Annotated in this window: 8 protein-coding genes; all 8 read left to right on the top strand. The window is 38.7% G+C overall.

Annotated features, from left to right (window positions below; translation table 11 throughout):
* The first annotated feature begins 47 nt into the window (after positions 1-47).
* The 8 genes from BFP77_RS01705 to BFP77_RS01670 all read left to right on the top strand — a co-directional run bounded on the left by BFP77_RS01705 (position 48) and on the right by BFP77_RS01670 (position 16,074).
* The gene (locus BFP77_RS01705; RefSeq protein WP_099572350.1) at positions 48-1,394 is read left to right on the top strand and encodes a TolC family protein; all 1,347 of its coding nucleotides are present in this window, start codon (positions 48-50) and stop codon (positions 1,392-1,394) included.
* A 56-nt stretch (positions 1,395-1,450) separates the two neighbouring features.
* Positions 1,451-2,701, top strand: coding sequence for an efflux RND transporter periplasmic adaptor subunit (locus BFP77_RS01700; RefSeq protein ID WP_099572349.1), 1,251 nt, complete (start codon positions 1,451-1,453; stop codon positions 2,699-2,701).
* Positions 2,702-2,841: 140 nt separating this feature from the next.
* Positions 2,842-3,537, top strand: a complete 696-nt coding sequence (locus BFP77_RS01695) for an ABC transporter ATP-binding protein (protein WP_099572348.1) — start codon at positions 2,842-2,844, stop codon at positions 3,535-3,537.
* 131 nt (positions 3,538-3,668) lie between these two features.
* Positions 3,669-6,047 carry an ABC transporter permease gene (locus BFP77_RS01690; protein WP_099572347.1) on the top strand — a complete coding sequence of 793 codons (2,379 nt, stop codon included), beginning with the start codon at positions 3,669-3,671 and terminating at the stop codon, positions 6,045-6,047.
* A 23-nt stretch (positions 6,048-6,070) separates the two neighbouring features.
* Complete coding sequence (locus BFP77_RS01685; RefSeq protein WP_099572346.1) at positions 6,071-8,503, top strand: ABC transporter permease; 2,433 nt, start codon at positions 6,071-6,073, stop codon at positions 8,501-8,503.
* Between the two features lie 25 nt (positions 8,504-8,528).
* A complete protein-coding gene (locus BFP77_RS01680; RefSeq protein ID WP_099572345.1) occupies positions 8,529-10,961 on the top strand; it encodes an ABC transporter permease in 2,433 nt (810 codons plus the stop codon).
* A gap of 49 nt (positions 10,962-11,010) precedes the next feature.
* Positions 11,011-13,440 carry an FtsX-like permease family protein gene (locus BFP77_RS01675; RefSeq protein WP_099572344.1) on the top strand — a complete coding sequence of 810 codons (2,430 nt, stop codon included), beginning with the start codon at positions 11,011-11,013 and terminating at the stop codon, positions 13,438-13,440.
* Between the two features lie 234 nt (positions 13,441-13,674).
* The gene (locus BFP77_RS01670) at positions 13,675-16,074 is read left to right on the top strand and encodes an ABC transporter permease (RefSeq protein WP_099572343.1); all 2,400 of its coding nucleotides are present in this window, start codon (positions 13,675-13,677) and stop codon (positions 16,072-16,074) included.
* Positions 16,075-16,076 lie beyond the last annotated feature (2 nt).

The following is a 16,076-nucleotide window of genomic DNA, read 5'->3' as shown; positions in this document are numbered from 1 at the left end:
AATTTATGGCACATATATAGCAAAGCTTTTGGCATACCAATAGTAATATGAACATTAAAATTAAAATAACACTGTTTTTCTTCTTAGCCATAGCACTGAAAAGTGTGGCTCAGACAAGCTGGACTTTAGAGGAATGTATAGACCATGCATTGGAGCACAACCTTTTGTTAAAAGATTTTCAATATACTAATGACGCTAACAAAGAAGACTACAAGCAATCTATACGTAATCTTTTGCCGGTACTGAATGCAGGATCCAATTATCAGGTGAATTCGGGTAGGGCGGAAGATCCTAATACGGGAACTTTTGTAGTACAGGATTTCTTCTCAAACAATTATTCCATCCAGTCCAACATCGATTTATTTCAAGGCTTTCAAAAATTAAATTCAATTAAGGCTTCCAAATTCTTGTACCAGGCGGCTAAGGAAGAGCGTACACAACAAAGATATCTTTTGGCTTTTAGAGTAATGCAAGCATTTAACAATATTAGGTTCTTTGAAGGTTTAGTAGCAATTGCCACGGAACAGGTAAACGTATCAAAAACGAACTTTAAACTGGTAGAGAAACAAATAGAATTAGGTCTCATGGCCGGTGCGGATAGGTACGAAGCTAAGTCCTCTTTATTGTCAGACGAGTTAAACCTTACGCAGAGCAGGAACCAATTGGCCGCAGCGAAACTGGTATTGATTCAAGAAATGAACTTGGAAAATATTTCGGATATTGAAATTGTTGCGGACTTAGAAATCAGTAATGAGGCTACCGTCTCTTCAGAAATGGAATCGGATACCATTTATGCTAAGGCGCGCGAATTCCTGCCATTGATAAAAGCACAGGAATTAAGGACGCAGGCGGCAAAAAAACAAGTTGGTGTTGCCAGAGGAAGACTATACCCTTCTTTATCGTTGTTTGCTGGTATGGGAACGGGCTATTTTGAAACCTTTAGAGATAGTTTAGGAAATACACTGCCTTTTCGGGAACAGTTCAGGGATAATTTTTCCAGATTTTATGGACTGAGCCTTAATGTACCGATCAGTAATGGATGGTCCGCTAGATCTAGGGTTAAACAAGCAAAGATTGAAAGATTAAGACAAGAAAATAATTTAGAGGTGCAAGAACAAGTACTTTTTCAGACCATTCAAGAACTGGTACAAGAACATAATGCACTCTTGGTAGAGAAAGGGCAGAGTGATCAGAATGTAGAGGCCCAACGGATGGCTTTTACCGTTGCCCAAAAGCGCTTTGAAAACGGAATGATCAATGGAATAGAATTATTGACCGCAAAAAATCTTTTTGCCAGTGCCCAGAACGAAAATTTACAAGTAACCTTACGGTCGGCAATAAATAAAAGTACTTTAGACTTTTACCGCGGCCTTCCGGTATTTAATATAAACTAGAAACATAAATAGGATTTCCTTTTTTGGGAATTGAAACCAAAAGAATAATAATTAAGATGGATATTAAAATAGAAAAGAAGAAAGGGTTACGTCCAAAACATTATGGGTACATCGGTATTGGTATATTGGTGCTTTTTGTGGGGTATCAACTCCTTTTTGCAAATTCGGTTTCCACATTCAGAACAGAAAAAGACAAACTCTCCATTGCCGGCGTGTCTCAGGGTAAGTTTGACGATTATATTACAATTAACGGAAATGTTGCACCGATTGCTACAATATATATGGATGCTTACGAAGGTGGTCGTGTAACGGAAAAACTAATTGAAGAGGGTGCTACTGTTAAAAAGGGTGATATAATCCTGAAGTTGGAGAACATGAACCTCTATGAGCAAATACTGGCAAGTGAAAGCAACTTGGCCTTAAAACAAAATGATTTGCGTTCTACTAAATTAACCTTTGATTCGCGCCAAGTAGAAGGTCGTAGATCTCTGGCCACCGCTAGTACGGATTTGCAACGCTTAAAGCGGAATTATGAGCAGAACAGTGCGTTGTATAAGGAAGAATTAATCTCCAAGGAGGTTTATCAATTATCAAAGGAAAATTATGAGCTTTCCCAGAAACAGTATGATATTGTTAAACTACAGACAGAACAAGATGATGAGTTGAGAAAAACATCTTTGACGGGTCTCGATGCAGATTTGGCCCGTATGCAGAAAACTTTAGGAATGGTATACCAGCGTTTAGACCACTTAAACGTAAGGGCCCCGTCAGATGGTCAGTTAGGATTTTTGGATGCAGAGATAGGTCAGAATATTTCACAAGGTCAAAGAATAGGACAAATAAACGTGCTTACGGATTATAAGATCGAGGCAGATATAGACGAGCATTATATTGATCGCGTTCAGCGAGATTTAGTAGCTGTCTTGGAGCGTAACGGAACGGACTACCCTTTGCGGCTAAGAAAAGTATACCCAGAAGTACGTAACGGTAGGTTTAGAGTGGACTTAGTATTTACAGGAGATAAGCCTGAGACTATTAGAGCTGGGCAAAGCTATAATATAAAACTTCAATTAGGAGAATCTAGCGATGCCTTGTTATTACCCAAGGGAAGCTTCTTTCAGAGTACTGGAGGTCAGTGGATTTTTGTAGTTGGGCCAGATGGCGATGAAGCTATAAAACGCCCCATTAGAATCGGCAAGCAAAACTCTAGGTATTACGAGGTTTTGGAAGGACTTGATGCCGGTGAAAAAGTAATTACGAGTAACTACGATAGCTTTGGTGAAGCAGAAAGAATAGTACTGAAGTAAAACTTTTCTTCCCTTCTAATAAGGGGGGATTGAGGGGTGTTTTTGAAGTATATCAATAAATCCCAATCAGGAAAGGTTCAAGTAAATAAAGTATATAATAAAAGGATAAAATAGAAATCAAATAAGCAAATAATCGAAAAATGATAACAATCCAAAATTTAAAAAAGAGTTTCAGAACCGAGGAAGTAGAAACCTTGGCTTTGAACAATGTAAATCTAAAGGTAGAAGATGGTGAGTTCGTAGCCATTATGGGACCATCAGGTTGTGGTAAATCTACCTTGTTGAATATTATCGGAATGTTGGACAACCCTACTGAAGGTAGCTACAACTTTTCGGGTAATGAAGTTGGCGGTCTAAAGGAAAGTCAGCGGACACAACTACGTAAAGGCAATCTAGGATTTGTATTCCAGAGCTTTAACCTTATCGATGAGTTAACGGTTTATGAAAATGTAGAACTGCCACTTATTTATTTGAAAATGGGGAAGGCAGAGCGCAAGGAAAAAGTAATGAAGGTGTTGGAGCGTATGAAAATAGCACATAGGGAAAAGCATTTTCCACAACAATTATCTGGTGGTCAACAACAACGTGTGGCTATTTCCAGAGCGGTGGTGACCAATCCAAAATTGATATTGGCAGATGAGCCAACGGGTAATCTTGATTCAAAAAATGGTATCGAGGTAATGAACCTGTTGACCGAGCTAAATCAGGAAGGGACAACCATTGTAATGGTAACACACTCCGATAGGGATTCACATTACGCCCACAGAGTAGTGAATTTATTTGACGGTCAAATTGTGACGGAGAGTCAAAATAGAGCTATAGGGGCAATGGTCTAATCAGCCAAAAGTTGCATCTACAGATTAAGGGAAGGAGTTTATTCATCAATCAATATTTTTTTAATAAGCATCAATCAAAACCATCAATTCATCCGTGCCAAGCACAGTTGAAGAGCCCTAATACAATAATTATGATCAAAAACTATCTGAAAATTGCTTGGAGAAACCTTTGGAAGAACAAAGGTTACAGCGCATTGAATATTTTTGGATTGGCCATAGGAATTACTTGTGCCTGTCTCATACTGCTTTGGGTTGAAGATGAAGTAAATTATGATAGTGATTTCCCAAAACAGGATCTGGTCTATTACGTGCCCACCAACCAAACTTTTGAAGGGGAAGTATATACTTATAATGTTACCCCTGGACCCCTTGCCAAAGATTTAAAAGAAGAAGTACCTGGAATTGCAAAATCTGCCGCAACATTTGGGGAGGAGCTGTTGCTCACAAACGGGGAAACGGGAATCAATAGATTTGGAAGGTATGTGCAACCTGATTTTTTAGAAATCTTTAGTTTGAATTTTTTGGAGGGAGAATTGAAGACGGCTCTTTCCAGACCGGACGGAATTGTGTTGACACAGAAAACCGCAATAGCGCTTTTCGGCACCGATAAAAACGTCTTGAATAAAGTACTACAATTGAATAATGAGTTTTCCTTTACCGTAACAGGTATAATACAAGATTTGCCAAGTACGATTACCTATAAATTTGATTGGCTTATACCCTTTCAGCGTTTCCAATTGGGACAAGAAAATATGGCTTGGGCCGAACAATATGGAGGAAATTTTGCTGATACTTTCGTAGAACTTACTCCAAATACTGACTTTAAAACAGTTGATGCCAAGGTCAGGAAAATGATAGCTTCCAAAATAGAATATGATACCGAAGTTCCAAATGAAGCGTTTTTACATTCCATTAAGAATTGGCATCTACGTTCCGAGTTTAAAGAAGGCAAAATTGTTGGAGGCAAGATTACTTTGGTAAAGTCGCTGGCCTTCATCGCTATGATTATTCTCGTGATCGCCTGTATCAATTTCATGAACCTCTCAACCGCTCGAAGTGGTAAGCGGGCCAATGAAGTTGGTGTGAGAAAAGTATTAGGATCTAGTAAAAAAGGATTAGTAGGTCAGTTTTTAACGGAGTCTATGATTTTATCCGCTATGTCGGCGATATTAAGTGTTGTTCTTGTAGTGTTATTACTCCCGTCCTTCAACACTTTGGTAGAAAAACAGATTGAACTGAGCCTGTCTGAACCTATACATGTACTCTCACTTTTAGGTATTACATTAATTTGTGGTCTCTTGGCGGGCTGGTATCCTGCGCTATATCTTTCCTCTTTCAGGCCGGCCCACGTGCTTAAGGGGGTCGATAAAAATAAAGGTAGCGCAACAATTATTAGAAAAGGTCTTGTAGTTGCTCAGTTTGCGGTTTCCATAGTTTTTATTATTTCTAGTGTCATTATCTATCAACAAATACAGCATGTCAGGGCTCGAGATGTTGGCTACGATAAAGGAAATTTGTTAAATGTGTCCGTTACCGGTAATATGATTGATAAGTATCTCCCCATTAAACAGGATATGATTGCTACAGGTACTGTAAAGGATGTAGCATTGACCAATACAAATATGCTTTCGAGTGGAAATAATGGTCCGGGGCTTACTTGGCAAGGCGGACAGGACACTGAGGATGTGCTTGTCAGATTCAGATATGTAAGCCCAAATTATTTTGATACAGTTGGGTTGAATTTATTGGAAGGGCATGGTTTTAATAGTGATAATGCCGTAGATAGCACAAACGTGATTATAACCCAATCCTTCGCAAAAATGATGGGAGATGGTAGTGCTCTTGGTAAGACTATCACGCGTAGCAATACTGAATACAATGTGATTGGTATCGTAAACGACTACCTCTATGGTGACATGTATGGCAATGGGAAAACAGGTCCAGTAATGTTTTTCAATTATTCAAATTTTGCCAACACCATGTATGTAAATATAAAACCCAAATCATCTCGAAAAGATGCGCTGGCGGCTATCAAGAATGTTTTAAAAAAATATAACCCTGCATTTCCATTTGAATATCGTTTTGAAAACGACCTCTTCAATTCTAGGTTCAGAAATGAAGAATTGGTTGGAGAACTAGCCAAGATATTTGCTTTTCTTGCCATTATTATTTCATGTTTGGGTCTATTTGGTCTGGCAGCTTACACGGCAGAACAACGAAAAAAGGAAATTGGGGTAAGAAAGGTGTTGGGGTCTAGTGTTTCGGGCATTGTTCGTTTACTATCAAAGGATTTTATGCGTCTGGTACTGATTGCCCTTTTTATTGCGATTCCTTTAGCCTGGTGGTTTATGAATAAATGGTTAGAAAGTTTTGCCTATAAGGTCACCATTGATTTATGGGTCTTTGCAATTGCTGGAATTGTAGCGGTAAGTATTGCATTGTTCACGGTAAGCTTTCAGGCCGTAAAAGCCGCAATAGCTAACCCAGTAAAAAGCCTAAGAACTGAATAATCATCATCAAAAAACAAACAATCATGTTTAAGAACTATTTGAAAATCGCTTGGAGGAGTTTAAAGAAACGGCCTTTTTTTACCTTTTTGAATACTTTTGGTCTAGCCATTGGTATGGCAGGGGCATTACTGATTTCATTGTTTATCCATGACGAACTTAGTTTTGATAAAATGTTTGCAGATGCCGACCGCATCTATAGAATAGATACGGACGTGAAATTTGGAGGGGCTGAAATTTTAGCTTCTGAGTCTTCGGCACCAATGGCAGCAGCAATGCAAAGAGATTTTTCCCAAGTGGAATCTACCCTAAGATTAAGAGACCGAGGTAGCGCGCTCATTAGAAAAAGTGGTGCAAAGACCAATACCAAAGAGTTAAGGGTCACTTTTGCGGATTCTACTCTCTTTGATTTCTTTGGCTTGAAATTGCTTGTGGGAGATGCTAAGACCGCATTGACGGAACCGAACACATTGGTATTGACCAAAACAGCGGCAGAGAAACATTTTGGAGTACAAAATGCACTTGGTCAAAGCCTACTCTTAAACAATACGGATACGTATACCGTAACTGGTGTGATTGATGACCTACCTCAAAATTCTTTGTTGCGAGAGCATAGTGTTTTTATGGCCATGGCCGGTTATGCAGACTCACGGGAAAGCAATTGGGGAAGTATGAACTATTTCACGTTTGTCAAACTGATACCTAGTGTTAACGCTGCTGATTTTAATGAGCCTTTGCAAGAAATGTTTACGAGATATATGATTCCATGGGTTCAAAAAATATTTCCGGGAATGACGGCAGAATCATTTGCTGCTTCAGGTAATTATTGGGAACATAAAATCATGCCATTAACAGATATCCATTTGTATTCTAATCGGCAATCTGAGTTAAGTGCTAATAGTAGTATTCAGAATGTTTATATCCTTTCATTCATTGCGTTATTTCTAATCATATTGGCAACGGTTAATTTTATGAACCTTTCCACAGCTCATTCCCTCAAAAGGTCAAAAGAAGTAGGTATCCGAAAAACCTTGGGTTCAAATAAGACCGAACTGATTCGACAATTTCTGATCGAATCGGGAATGGTTGCTTTTATCTCATTGATAATAGCCCTTATTATAGCAATGATTGTGCTTCCTTTTTTCAATGACCTTTCTGGGAAGGAGATTACAATTCCTTATGCCAATCCAATTTTCTGGTTGATAGTTCTATTTACTACGCTCATACTGGGGCTTTTTTCGGGAAGTTATCCAGCCTTTTTTATGTCGCGGTTTATGCCAATTAAGGTGCTTAAAGGTAGTGGGCAAAATAGTGTTGGAGGTGGAAAAATCCGAAATTCCTTAGTTGTTTTTCAGTTTACCATTTCGGTTTTCTTGATTGTAAGCACCTTGGTCGTTTTTCAGCAAATAAAATTCATACAAGGAAAAGACCTTGGTTTTAACAAAGATCAAATTCTACTTATAAATGACACTTATGCAGCAGGCAGCCAAGTACAGGCATTTAAAGAGGAAATTACTGGTCTGGGGCAAGTAGCGTATGCATCATTGAGTGATTACCTACCAACACCGTCATCTCGTTCTAATAGTTCTTTGTTCAGGGAAGGAGCTATGGAGCAAGAGAACGCAATTCAGATGCAAGTTTGGGAAGTTGATCATGATTACCTCAAAACGCTAAATATGGAATTAGTTGTAGGGCGTGATTTTAATCCACGATATGCTACTGATTCAACCGGGGTTATTGTCAATGAAGCAATGTTGCCCGTTATGGGCGTAACAGCAGAAGAAGCCTTAGGCATTCGAATAACCGGTGACCTTGACTTAGAAGAGAAAGTGTTCTACACCGTAATCGGAGTGGTCGAAGACTTTCATTATGAATCGTTGCGAGAAAACATCGGTGCTTTAGGATTGTTTTTAGGTAAATCAACTGGAACCATGGCGGTAAAATTAAAAACAGGTAATTACTCAAGCACCTTAGCCAGTATAGAAAATATATGGAATAAAATAGCTCCTGGCCAACCTTTCAGCTATCGCTTTATGGACGAGTCTTTCGATGCAACCTATAAAGCGGAACAGAACTTGGGTAAGATATTTATGGTCTTTACCATACTCTCTATTTTTATTGCCTGTCTAGGTTTATTCGGTTTGGCCGCATTTAATGCTGAAAAGCGAACCAAAGAAATTGGAGTCAGAAAAGTATTAGGGGCAAGTGTGGGTCAAATATCCTATAGATTGACCTTGGACTTTTTAAAACTTGTTGGAGTCGCAATTATAATTTCATTACCGATTGGATGGTTCGCGATGGATAAGTGGTTAGAAGATTTTTCATATCGAATCGAAATTAATTGGTGGATTTTGGCCTTGGCCGGTTCATTTGCCATTGCTATTGCGATTATTACCGTAAGCTATCAAAGTATTAAAGCTGCAATAGCTAACCCGGTAAAAAGCCTGCGGACGGAATAACATCAATCATTAAAAACAAATAATCATGTTTAAGAACTATTTGAAAATCTCATGGAGAAATCTAATTAAGAACAAAGCGTATTCTGCAATCAACATCGGAGGTCTTGCATTGGGTATTACGGCTTGTCTGTTAATTTTGCAATATGTAGGCTTTGAAACCAGTTACGAAGATTTTCATGAGGATAAAGATCAGATCTATCGGGTAAAGCAAGAACGGTATAATGATGGGGTATTAACTACGGAATGGGCTGCGGGTGCCTTTGCCGTTGGGAATAAATTTTCGGAAGCCATTCCTGAAATAGAAGATTATGTCAAAGTGGCTCAATCAGGAGATGTTATTGTTGATAAAGGAAATGAGACCTTGAAAATTGATAAGGTTTTTTACTCCAGCGAATCTTTCTTTGATATATTTTCCTATCCTTTACTTTCAGGGGACAAATCAACCATTTTTAACGAGCCAAGAACGGCAGCACTTTCCGAAACTACCGCACGAAAAGTATTCGGATCTACGGACGTAGTTGGCAAAACCATTGAATTTAACGGTAACATTGAGTATCGTGTAACTGGCATTTATAGGGATATGCCAAGCAATACACAGTTACAACCGAACATTTTATTGTCGTACATTACCTTTAGGGAGCGGGTTCTTGCGGATAACGATCAAGACCCTGAGGCCGATTCCGAAACATGGTGGTTTTCCGATGGTTGCCTAACCTATCTCAAATTAAAGGAAGGTATAGACCCATCAGCAGTAGAAGCGAAGTTTGTTCCGGTTGTAGAGGAATTGGCGGGTGAAGGATTGCGCCAGTATAATAGTGACGCTAAATACCTTTTGCAACCGCTGACGGATATTCATCTGTATTCAAATTATATGATGGAACCGAGTCCTACGGGGGATGGTAAAACGGTCTATCTTTTATTGGGAATTGCATTTTTCATCATCATAATAGCTTGGGTCAACTATATCAATTTGGCCACAGCAAGGGCTATCGGAAGGGCTAGAGAAGTAGGAGTTCGCAAAGCGGTCGGCTCCCATCGAAAGCAGTTAATTATTCAATTCTTTTTCGAATCGGCACTTTTCAACTCACTGGCTCTTGTTTTGGGATTAGCCCTTATGGCGTTAATGATTCCGGCTTTTAATCAAATTTCGGGACAGGAACTCTCGTATGAACTTTTTACCCAAGGCTCTTTTTGGGCCGGACTCATCGTGATATTCGTAGTAGGTGTTTTTCTTTCGGGGGCCTACCCTGCTTTTGTATTATCAAGTTTTAAACCTGTAGATGTATTAAAGGGTAAGATCATAAATACCAAGCAAGGTGCTTTATTGAGAAAGTCGCTGGTGGTATTTCAATTTGCTGCTTCCCTGTTCTTATTGATAGGTACATTAACGGTGTATCAGCAGATACAATACATGAGGAAGCAATCCTTGGGTCTCAATATTGATAAGACCTTGGTTGTGGTACCCCCCATCGTGACCGATTCTACTTACTTAGGGCAAATGACCTCGTTCAAGGAAAGCCTTTTGAAATATCCGTCAATAAAAAGTGTTGCTGCGGCATCTACCATTCCTGGTCAACCCGTAGGATGGAACGCTGGAGGCATAAAACTGGTCTCTGAGGATGATACGGCAGGAAAACAATATCGAGTCATTGGTGTTGATTACGACTATGTGGATCAGTTTGGTTTAAAAATGATTGCAGGTCGAGCATTTTCCGAGGAGTTTGGTGCCGACCCCGAAGCGGTTATTTTTAACAGGGCCGGGATTACGCAACTAGGTTTTAATAAGCCTGAAGAGGCCATTGGGAAACGCATAGATTTTTGGGGAAATCAGTATACCGTAATTGGTGTTTCAGAAAATTTCAACCAAGAATCCTTACGACTTCCCTATGAACCACTTGTAATTCGCTTAATTCCTGATATCCGAGGGTATTTTACGATTAAACAAAGTACCACGGACGTGGCGCAAACCATAGCTCAGGTAAAAACCGAATGGAACAAGTTTTTCCCTGGGAACACATACGAGTATTTCTTCTTGGATGAGCATTTCAATGACCAATACCAAGCCGACCAACGGTTTGGTAAAGTATTTGGACTTTTCACGGGACTGGCAATTTTGGTGGCATGTTTAGGATTGTTTGGGCTGGCATCTTTTACCACCTTGCAACGTACAAAGGAAATCGGTATTCGGAAAGTACTTGGGTCTTCGGTTTCGGGGATATTAAAGTTACTCTACAAGGAGTTTGCCTTATTACTTTTCATTGCATTTTTAATCGCAATTCCAATAGCTTGGTTTACGACAAGTAATTGGTTACAGGGATATGCTTTTAGGATAGATATACATTGGAGCTTTTTCTTTTTACCTTTTTTGGCAATCATGCTGATAGCTTTGGTAACGGTCAGTTTCCAGACTATCAAGGCTTCCTTGGCTAATCCTGTGGATAGCTTGCGAACAGAATAATTCATCAATCTAGGCCAAGCTTGGATAAATCATCAAAAAACGAAAAATCATGTTAAAACAACACATAAAAATAGCGTGGAGAAATCTGCTAAAAAACAAGCAGCAGACTATTATAAATTTATTAGGGCTAACCGTTGGTACTGTTAGCTGTTTGGCCATTTTGTTATACGTATTCTCACAATTTGGTTATGATGAACATCATGAGCATGCGGACTCGGTCTACAGAGTGGAAACCATTATTGAACGGGATGGAAAAGCATCTTTTAATACTGCGGCGGCATCCCCACCAATAGCGTTTGCTTTAAAGGAAGATTTTCCGGAGGTACAGGAGGCCACTCGAGTAGTACTAACGGATGTTTTTTACAGTAATTTAATCGGTGCTGCGGATAGTGAAGACGCTTATTACGAACCACGGGTTTATATGGCAGATTCTACCTTTTTTAAAGTGTTCAACTATAAATTTATTGAAGGCAGACAAGAAACTGCCTTGAATGAGCCCAATGCTTTGGTGCTCTCTTCCTACTTGGCGAATAAACTGTTCGGCACTCAAAAAGCTTTAGGTAAGGCAGTTACATGGGGCAGTGGCGCGAATGCCCAAACTTTAACGGTAAAAGGTGTTTTTGATGAATCCTATGAAAAATCACACTTAGACCCAAACTACATTGTAAGCATGAGTACCCCTGGTATGGGAACTTTTGTTCAAAATTTCCAAAGTTTTGCAACTAACAATTTTGTGTACAGCTACGTAAAACTACAATCTAATAGTAATGCGGCTGGGTTACAGAATAAATTACCTGGATTTATTCAGGAAAGAGGAGCCAAAGACCTTAAGGATGCAGGAATGGATAACAAGATTCAAATACTTCAGCCTGTTTCAGATATTCATTTATATTCCGCAGGAAGAGATAATCAAATTCATGAAGTATCCAATATCAAATACCTTTATTTCTTACTAACGCTAGCCTTTTTTATTCAACTGGTTGCCTGTATTAATTTCATAAACTTAAGCACGGCACGGGCAAGTAAACGAGCGAAGGAAATCGGAGTACGCAAAGTAGTGGGTGCCGGAAAAAATAGTTTAATGCGTCAGTTTTTAGGCGAATCTTTATTATTATCCTTATTTGGGATGCTCATTAGTATTCCTATTACCATTCTTCTACTCCCTTTGGTAAACGAACTTACGAACGCCAGTTTGGGACATGGGGACTTAATGAATTGGAGTATTGGCCTAATATTATTAGGATTAGGGGTATTTACAGGACTAATTTCCGGTATTTATCCAGCAATAATATTGTCATCTATAAAACCGATTAAAGCGCTAAAAAGCGCTACAATTTTACAATCTGGTAACGGAACTTTTCGCAAAGCACTGGTCGTATTTCAATTTGTAGTTTCCATAAGTTTAGTGGCTACGGTGATTATCGTAACACAGCAGTTTCGTTTTGCACAGAACAAGGATTTGGGCTTTCAAAAGGAAAACCTGTTAGCCTTAAGAATTGGCACAGATGAAGCTTCCAGCAAGTTCGAATCCCTAAAAACTTCTTTCTTGAATATCCCAGGAGTCCTAAATGTATCCAGCGGAAATTATGCCCCGTCCGAAGTAATTTTAAATGATAATGGACTGTATTTGCCGGGAGGAAATCGAGAAAATAATACGGTGGTTAAACGACAGGGAATAAGCGAGGGTTATTTTGAAACAATGAATATTCCCTTATTGAAAGGAAGGGATTTCACCGTAGCCGATACAACGGATCAAATTATTGTAAATGAAGCCACATTAAAGATTTTTGACATTAAGGAGGAGGACGCTCTAAGCGCTAGACTGGTGCAAAGCTTTGGAGATGAAACCTTTGAAATGCGCATTGTAGGCGTAGTAAAAGATTATCATTTTGCCTCCTTGAAAAATGAAATAGCACCGCTATTCTTATATAAGGAAAATGAACCGAACTGGCTATTTGTGAAAACCCAAACTAAAGATTACCAACAATTATTGTCAAGTCTAGAACAACAGTGGAAAGCTACGGTAAGAAACGTCCCTTTTGATTATAGATTTGTAGATAAAGAAGTTGAAAAACTCTACGATGAGGAAAAGCGTTTGGGGCAAATTTCAGTGGTCTTTACCATTCTAGCGATTCTTATAAGCTGTCTGGGTTTATTCGGTTTGGTGTCGTTTGTAGCGGAGCAGAAGAAAAAGGAAATAGGGATTAGAAAAGTACTAGGTGCCAGTATTCATTCTGTAGTGCAACTATTAACCAAAGACTTTATAAAGCTAGTTGGCATTGCTTTCTTAATAGCATCTCCATTGGCTTATTACGCGATGCAACATTGGTTGGAAGATTTCACATATCGTATAGAAATACAGTGGTGGGTGTTCCTTTTAGCAGGTGGTTTCGCTTTGGTGATTACCTTCTGTACGGTAGGTTTCCAATCACTTAAATCTGCCTTGGCCAACCCGGTAAAGAGCTTGCGAACAGAATAACAATTATTGGTTATACACATGCTGATAGTCTTGTTTTACCATTAAACGAACTTGTAACAGTTTCCTGCAAGAATAGTCTTTGTAAATATATTGTACATATAATGTCCAAATATTTGACAGTTAAAAAAATGAATTTTATGTAATTAAATGATATTCAACATGTTGAATGTTTGGCATGAAAATAGAATTTAATGATATGTTATCGTTTGATAACCAATCAAAAAACGAACAATCATGTTTAAGAACTATCTAAAAATTGCTTGGAGAAATCTAATCAAGAACAAAGCGTATTCCGCGATAAATGTCGGTGGTCTGGCTTTAGGAATGGCTGTAACACTTATTATAGGGTTGTGGGTGCAAGATGAGCTCACTTACAATAGTTATTTTCAGGATAAAGACAAAATAGCACAGGTTTTTCAGTCGCAGACCTTCAACGGCAATACGGGAACCGGACCTGCCATTCCAAGACCTTTAGAAAAAGCTTTACGTGAAGGATATGCAGATAACTTTAAGCATTTAATAATGGTCACTTGGACCAATGATCGCTATTTAAAATATAAAGAAACCAATCTTTCCCGAGCCGGAAATTATGCCCAGAGAGAATTTCCAGAATTATTTGATTTGCAAATTATCAAAGGTGAAAAGGATGGTTTGAGAGAGATAAACTCTATTATGCTTTCTGAATCAACGGCTAAAGCTTTGTTCGGTGAAGAAGAGCCAATAGGAAAAGTGCTTAAGGTAAGTAATCAATATGATTTGATGGTAAGTAGTGTTTATAAGGATATACCTGTAAATAATTCTTTTAATGATACAGACTATATTATTCCTTGGGAACAATATTTAGCTACTACGGAATGGGTGAGAAATGCAGAGGATAACTGGGGTAATAACTCGTTTCAAATGTTTGGTCAGTTAGCGGATAACGCCAATATGGAGAACGTAAGTATGGCTATTCGAAATGTGAAAAAAGACTTGAATGAGGATACTGCTGAGTTTAATCCTCAAATTTTTCTTTTTCCTATGAAAGATTGGCACTTACGTAGCAACTTTGAGAATGGGAAACAGACCGGAGGTAGAATAAAGTACGTATGGCTTTTCGGGATAATCGGTGCATTTGTATTGCTTTTGGCTTGTATCAATTTTATGAATTTGAGTACTGCACGTTCAGAGAAAAGAAGTAAAGAAGTAGGTATTCGAAAATCTATTGGATCACAACGTGGACAACTAATTTATCAGTTTTTAAGCGAATCGTTTTTGGTAGTTGTTTTTGCCTACTTTTTAGCGGTGGTAATCGTGTTGATATCTCTTAACGGGTTTAACGAATTAGCGCGTAAGGAAATTATATTTCCGTGGTCGAACCCAACTTTTTGGATAATTTCTATACTCTTCATTCTGTTCACAGCTTTATTGGCTGGGAGCTACCCAGCACTTTATTTATCATCATTTAGACCGGTAGATGTATTAAAAGGGACTTTTAAGGTAGGCAGGTATGCTGGTTTACCAAGAAAGATTTTGGTGGTTGTGCAATTTACCGTTTCCGTTGCCTTCATAATAGGTACGGTCATTGTAATGCAACAAATAAATCATGCGAAAAATAGACCAGTTGGTTATGACAAGGAAGGTATCATACAAGTACCTACTTTCAGTCAGGATTTTAATGGGAAGTATGATTTAATGCAAAGTGAATTTCTTAATTCCAATGCAGTTGTGGCTATGTCATCTTCAAGCAGTCCTACGACGCAAATTTGGTCTAATAGAGGTGGCTTTACGTGGGAAGGTAAGCCTGAAGGTTTTCAAGAGGATTTGGCCTGGACCGAAGTATCCCCGGAATATGCTAAATCTTTAGGACTAAAGATTGTAGAGGGAAGAGATTTTTCTCGTGATTTTGCTTCGGATTCCTTGGGCGTTCTAATTAATGAAACGGCCAAAAAATATTTAGGAATGGAAAACCCGGTAGGTAAGTTTTTAAAGGATGATGATATAGAAGACCCTAATCCTCCATTAAAAATAATTGGTGTGGTCCAAGATATGATTACACAGTCTCCTTATGAACCAGTAAAACAGGGAGTTTACGTATATGACCGTTATGATAATTCAAGCTACTATAACCTTAGATTGAATCCTACATCAAGTGCCTCGGAGAATATAGCTACGGTTGAGCGAGTATTCAAAGAGCATTTTCCTGATATACCTTTTGAATATGATTTTATAGATGATCAGTATGGCGAAAAGTTTGCATCGGAGGAACGTATTGGTCGTTTGTCTGGAATTTTTACTGCGCTGGCCATACTCATTAGTTGTCTTGGACTATTTGGACTTACTTCTTTTGTTGCCGAACAGCGCACCAAAGAGATAGGAGTTAGAAAAGTCCTTGGAGCATCGGTCTTCAATGTATGGAATATGCTTTCAAAAGACTTTTTAAAGCTAGTTATTATCTCTTGTTTCATTGCGGTTCCCGTGGCTTATTACATTATGAACGGTTGGCTACAGGAGTATCCATATCGGGTAATTTTGAAATGGTGGATATTCGCATTGGCCATGGTGGGTGCTATGGGGGTAACGGTATTAACGGTTAGCTTTCAAGCCATTAAGGCTGCCAAACAAAACCCCGTAAAAAGTCTAAGAACGGAATAAGA

It is taken from the genome of Maribacter sp. 4U21, from assembly GCF_002742365.1.
GTDB lineage: Bacteria > Bacteroidota > Bacteroidia > Flavobacteriales > Flavobacteriaceae > Maribacter.
This window is presented reverse-complemented; position numbering and strand designations above follow the sequence as displayed.